This is a genomic window from Phenylobacterium sp., from assembly GCF_044372605.1.
Classification (GTDB): domain Bacteria; phylum Pseudomonadota; class Alphaproteobacteria; order Caulobacterales; family Caulobacteraceae; genus Phenylobacterium.
This window is the reverse complement of the sequence record NZ_JBILRO010000253.1, coordinates 1-4,833: the sequence shown is the minus strand read 5'-3', so window position 1 is coordinate 4,833 and position 4,833 is coordinate 1. Positions and strand designations below refer to the sequence as shown.

6 protein-coding genes are annotated in these 4,833 nt (G+C 61.5%); 3 read left to right on the top strand and 3 right to left on the bottom strand.

The window, feature by feature from the left end; genetic code table 11:
• Positions 1–613, top strand: a 613-nt coding sequence (locus ACIQ42_RS16040) for a TetR family transcriptional regulator (RefSeq protein ID WP_397423248.1), incomplete at its 5' end; no start/stop codon positions are given.
• Between the two features lie 128 nt (positions 614–741).
• Here ACIQ42_RS16040 and ACIQ42_RS16035 read toward each other — a convergent pair.
• Entirely contained in the window at positions 742–1,263 is a 522-nt protein-coding gene (locus tag ACIQ42_RS16035) for a TadE/TadG family type IV pilus assembly protein (protein WP_397423247.1), read from the bottom strand.
• Positions 1,260–1,775: a TadE/TadG family type IV pilus assembly protein gene (locus ACIQ42_RS16030; RefSeq protein ID WP_397423246.1), complete on the bottom strand. Its 516-nt coding sequence runs from the start codon at positions 1,773–1,775 to the stop codon at positions 1,260–1,262. The genes ACIQ42_RS16035 and ACIQ42_RS16030 overlap by 4 nt, the downstream gene beginning before the upstream one ends.
• A gap of 147 nt (positions 1,776–1,922) precedes the next feature.
• Here ACIQ42_RS16030 and ACIQ42_RS16025 point away from each other — a divergent pair, with 147 nt between their 5' ends.
• A complete protein-coding gene (locus ACIQ42_RS16025) occupies positions 1,923–3,473 on the top strand; it encodes a pilus assembly protein TadG-related protein (protein ID WP_397423245.1) in 1,551 nt (516 codons plus the stop codon).
• Positions 3,474–3,609: 136 nt separating this feature from the next.
• Complete coding sequence (locus ACIQ42_RS16020) at positions 3,610–3,849, top strand: sulfurtransferase TusA family protein (RefSeq protein WP_397423244.1); 240 nt, start codon at positions 3,610–3,612, stop codon at positions 3,847–3,849.
• On the opposite strand, the gene ACIQ42_RS16015 is transcribed toward ACIQ42_RS16020, so the two are convergent.
• The gene (locus tag ACIQ42_RS16015; RefSeq protein ID WP_397423249.1) at positions 3,827–4,756 is read right to left on the bottom strand and encodes a YihY/virulence factor BrkB family protein; all 930 of its coding nucleotides are present in this window, start codon (positions 4,754–4,756) and stop codon (positions 3,827–3,829) included. The two genes, ACIQ42_RS16020 and ACIQ42_RS16015, sit on opposite strands and share 23 nt — an antisense overlap.
• Positions 4,757–4,833: the final 77 nt, after the last annotated feature.

Sequence of the window (4,833 nt, the reverse complement as noted above, 5' to 3'; positions counted from 1 at the left end):
GACGGCCATGAGCGACATTAAGGCCCCTTCCCGCCCCCGGGCCGAGCCCCGAAAGCGCAACGCGGAAGCCACTCGGGCGGCCATTCTCGAGGCGGCGAAGTCGCACTTCGCTGTGTTGGGCTACGACTGCGCGGTCCTGCGCGACATCGCCCGCGACGCCGGGGTCGATGTGGCTCTGGTCAAACGCTATTTCGGTGGCAAGGAAGCGCTGTTCGTCGAGGCGTTGCGCGCATCGTTCCTGTCAGATGGCGTGCGAGCATGGGATCGCGCCACATTCGCCAGGGATATGGCGATCATGCTCGCCGGGAGCCCTTATGCGGATGAGGACCGCACCCTTCGGTTCCAGTTTCTGCTGCGTGCGGCCACCTCACCGAATACGGCACCGCTGCTCAATGTGCTGGTCCAGGACCGATTTCTGGAACCCATCCGGTCCTGGCTGGGTGGGGACGATGCGGATGCCCGGGCGCGCGTCCTCGCGGCCAGCTATATCGGTTTTTTGGTCGAGCGGCTGATCCGGGGCGAAGCCCTGCAGGGCCGCGAACGCGATGTGTTTATTGATCGCGTGACGGTGATCTTCGACACGCTGTTGTCAGAATCCGCTGGATCGATCTGACGCGGGCGCATCTCGCTAGAGCACGACAGCTTGAAGTGGATGCCGGTTCCAGCGCCCGTCGTGCTCTAAACATATGATAACGAGCCTGTTTAGCCGGTTCAGATGACTCCATCTGAACCGGACAGGCTCTAGGAGATTTTCTCCACCTTCACCGACAGGCGGGGCCGCACATAGGCGTGGCGGGTAAACCGGATTGTCTCAGGCATGAAGAGACCGAAGGTAGGGCGGTAGTCATAGACAACATCGGTGACGATAACGCTCTCGTTGGCCGAGAGATATCCCGACGGCACACTGGGGCCATCCGCCGAACTGAAGTCCTTCTTCACCGTCCAGTCGGTGGACACTGATCCCGACCCGTTGGCGCTCAGGCTCGAGACCCGCTGCTGAACGCTGGCGTTGGGATAGGGGTAGATCATGGACACGCTGGCCTTGAGGACATCGTCCAGTTCCTCGGTGGTCACCGTCCGGTTCTGGGCGGTGATATCGGCCATTACGGCCGCGATGTGCGACACCTTGCGCTGGGCCTGATAGGCGCCCAGGGCCTCCACGGCGGCGATGTGAAGGATGAACAACACCGGGAAGATCAGAGCGAACTCAAGGGCAGCAGCGCCCTGCTGGTCGCTCATCCCGCGCTTGAAGAAGGCCATCATGCGAAGGGCTCGTTCTTGAAAGTGACCCGCGAACCCAGGGTGACGCTTAAAGGCCCATTCCGCTCGTAGGCCGTGGCAATGAAAGGCGTCATCAACGGCCAGACGTAGTTGGCCTTCACGATGATGATGTCCTCTGCGGCGCCCTTGTTGAACTGACCCGCAGGCGGAGCGGCGACCACCGTGTTGGCGTCCGCAAAACGGTCGAACCGCTGGACGCTGATGGTCAGCCGATCCCGGCAATTGGTCACGTTGCCGCCCAGCTTTTCGCAAACCTGTTCCTCGAAGGCGGCCGCGCTGGCGGGAGCATCACCGCGCCCGGTGCGGATCATTCGTGAGGTTTCGAACACGGCGTTGTCCAGGCCACTGCTCATCATGCCCAGCATGCCCACCTCGATGATCGAGAACAGGGAAAGGAACAACACCGGGGCGACAAAGGCGAACTCGATCGCGGTTGCACCGCTCCTGTCCTGCAGGAAGCCCTGACCGCTCTTGTGAGATCTGGTGTGATCCATTGCGACAGCTTGCCGCTCTTGAATAAACAAATAGTTAATCGGCTCGAAAATACAGTAAATACGCGTTAACAATTCGAGATAACCAGAGATTACCTCTCTTTCAATATTCTCCCGTTCAGTAACGTTGTTTCCGTCAGGATGATGCGCATGAACAGGTCTGTATCCACGGTAGCGCGGCGGCTGCTCAATGACAGGCGAGGCAACGTCGCCATGGTCGCCGCCATCAGCATGGCTCCGATTTGTGTGGCCAGCCTGGGCGCCGTGGACCTGGCCCGCGCGACCAGCGCCAAGTCCCAGCTTCAGGACGCTCTGGATGCGGCAGCCCTCGGCGCCGCAAGAACCAACTCCACCACCGACGCCGAGATGACAACGGCCGGGAACCGCTACCTCGCCCAGAACCTGAAGCTCACCGAGGACTTCACGATTTCGTCCTCATCGTTCCTGATCGGCGACAATGGAAAGGTCATCGCAAACGCGGCCGTTCAGGTGCGGCCCTTCGTCGCCGGCCTGCTAACCGGCGGAAACATGACCGTCGCCGCGACTTCCGAGGTCGTTCGCGCTGACATGGAGGTCGAGATCGCCCTGGTGCTCGACAACACGGGCTCCATGAACGAAGGCAGCAAGCTTTCGGATCTCAAGGACGCCGCCAAGGAGTTCGTGACCAAGATGGAGGAGGTCGCCTCCAAGAGCGTGACCCCCAATCCAATCCGGATCTCCATCGTGCCGTTCTCCAGCACGGTTCGTATCGACGGGACCGCCTATCGCAACGCCGCCTGGATGGATCAGGCGGGCACGGCGCCGATCAATAATCAGATCTTCACCACCGCAAGCGGGACCCAGTTCGCCAATCGCTTCACCCTCTTCGATACGATTGGAACCAGCTGGCGCGGGTGTGTGGAGATGCGCGAGGCCCCCTACGACGTGCAGGATACCCCGCCGACCACAGGCGCAACCCTGTACACGCCCTATTTCGCCGTGGACGAGCCTGACAGCAGGACCAACGGGTATGGTGACAACTATCAGAACAATTATCTTTCAGACGGCACGAGCAGCAACAATTGGAGGGTACGGCAGGGATCGGTCACCAAGTACACATCGAGAAGTGGCCTATCGACAAACTTTGGCCCCAACCGCGGATGTGGCCTTCAAAAGCTGATGCGCCTGACCACCGATTTCTCCGCGCTCCGCTCCGCCATCGACAACCTGAACGCTGATGGCAACACCAACATCCCGATCGGGATGGCCTGGGGCTGGAATACCCTGACACCCTTCGCGCCGTTCAGCGACGGGGTCGCCTACGGCACGCCCAAGCACAAGAAGATCATTGTGCTGATGACCGACGGGGAGAACACCCTGAGCCAACGCGACACGCCCAATGACGGCACCTACGCCGGCGCCGGCTATATCTGGCAGGGGCGCGTCCTGAAGGCGAACGACACGCCGCTCCAGCAGGGCGCGTCCAGCGCCGAACGCACCGAGGCCCTGGATTCCCGCCTGGCCAAGATCTGCACAAACATGAAGGCCAAGGACATCGAGATCTATACGATCCGCGTGGAGGTCGACGAGGGCACCAGCGAGCTTCTGCAGACCTGTGCGACCGGAGCGGACTACTTCTACGACGTCAGCGACTCTTCCACGCTGACCCAGGTCTTCCAGAGCATCGCCGGCCAGATCGCGGCCCTTCACCTCTCAAAGTAGAAATTTTTGAACACTGCTCTCATAAGTCGAACCGCAGACTACACCCCAGATGTACGGATAAACCCGCCTGTTTGTCTGTAGCGGTAGAGTCTATCTAAAACTGGCCGGACCGCAGGCGCCGGTGTATGCGGCGGAGATGGCGGCGGCAGAAATCCTGGTCGATGCGCGGGGGCATCACTGTCCCGTGCCCACATTAAAGCTCAGGCGCGCGCTGGCGACAGCGCCCGCCGGCGCCCGCATCCGGCTCTTGGCCGATGACCCCCTGGCAAGGATCGATGTGCCGCACTTCGCTTCGGAGGTCGGCGCCACAGTTCTGGAACAATCTGATGACGGTGGAACGCTGAGCTTCCTGGTCACCGCTCACTCAAGCGCATGACCTCGCGCTCGGACGCGAGCGGAACCCGGCGACGCCTCAAGGCCAGTTCGACCTCCGTCGCCAGTGCGCCGCCAAAGAACAGCGCGTTGACGTTCCAGGAAAGCCAGATCAGGAAAATGACGACCGTGGCCACCGAACCGTAGGTCGCGCCGAGCTCGGCGATCTGTTCGACGTAAAATCCGAGGGCCCAGGACGCAAAGATGCAGAGGCCTGCCGCCGCCCAGCCGCCGAGCACGGAGGCCCGCCAGTCGACGGGGTCGCGCGACATCGCCCAACGATAGATAAGGGTCATGCCAGCCGTCATTCCGGCGCTGGCCCAGGTCCACTCGCTATAGAGCCAGAGCGCGCCTTTGAGCGGCCTCAGCTCAAAGGTTTCCCCCAGGATCCTGAACGCGAAGAAGACAGTCGATAGGACGCCCAACGCAGCCATGACGGCCACAAGGACCACCAGCGCCAGAAGATTGAAGCTCAGGAAACCACGCTGACGCTCCTCATCATGAATAAACGAGAGGCCGGCCAACAGCGCTTTGAACCCACGATGGGAAGCATAAGCGCCTACCACCAGCGCCACCCCGCTCTGGATCGAAATACTTCCACCCGGAGCCTGGGATAGCCGGATCATTTCACTCTGAAGGATCAAGCGCGCCGCGTCGGGCATCACCCGGGCCAGGGCCTCGCCCTGTTCCGCCACCCGTGCCGGATCGGACATCAGGCTGTAGAAGCCCATGGCAATGGCGATCGCCGGGAAGATCGCAAGCATGATGAAAAACGAAACGCCGCCAGTATAGAGCATGACGTCTCGTCCCCACATTCGCGACAGCGTGCGACCCAGCACGAGCACGACGCTTTGCAGCCCCTCCAGGACAGGAAGTCGCCGCAAACCAGGCGCCGAATTGTGGGTGTTCATGGGGACAGAGACCCGACTCAGGCCGGTGCGTGACCCGAGCCAATCATAACGGCGCGCCACCCGGGTTAGTAGGTGGC

Excerpts from the sequence above, each read along its gene's own strand:
- ACIQ42_RS16035 (WP_397423247.1), bottom strand. The coding sequence starts at position 1,263 with ATGATGGCCTTCTTCAAGCGCGGGATGAGCGACCAGCAGGGCGCTGCT.
- ACIQ42_RS16030 (WP_397423246.1), bottom strand. The coding sequence starts at position 1,775 with ATGGATCACACCAGATCTCACAAGAGCGGTCAGGGCTTCCTGCAGGAC.
- ACIQ42_RS16025 (WP_397423245.1), top strand. The coding sequence starts at position 1,923 with ATGAACAGGTCTGTATCCACGGTAGCGCGGCGGCTGCTCAATGACAGG.
- ACIQ42_RS16020 (WP_397423244.1), top strand. The coding sequence starts at position 3,610 with ATGGCGGCGGCAGAAATCCTGGTCGATGCGCGGGGGCATCACTGTCCC.
- ACIQ42_RS16015 (WP_397423249.1), bottom strand. The coding sequence starts at position 4,756 with ATGAACACCCACAATTCGGCGCCTGGTTTGCGGCGACTTCCTGTCCTG.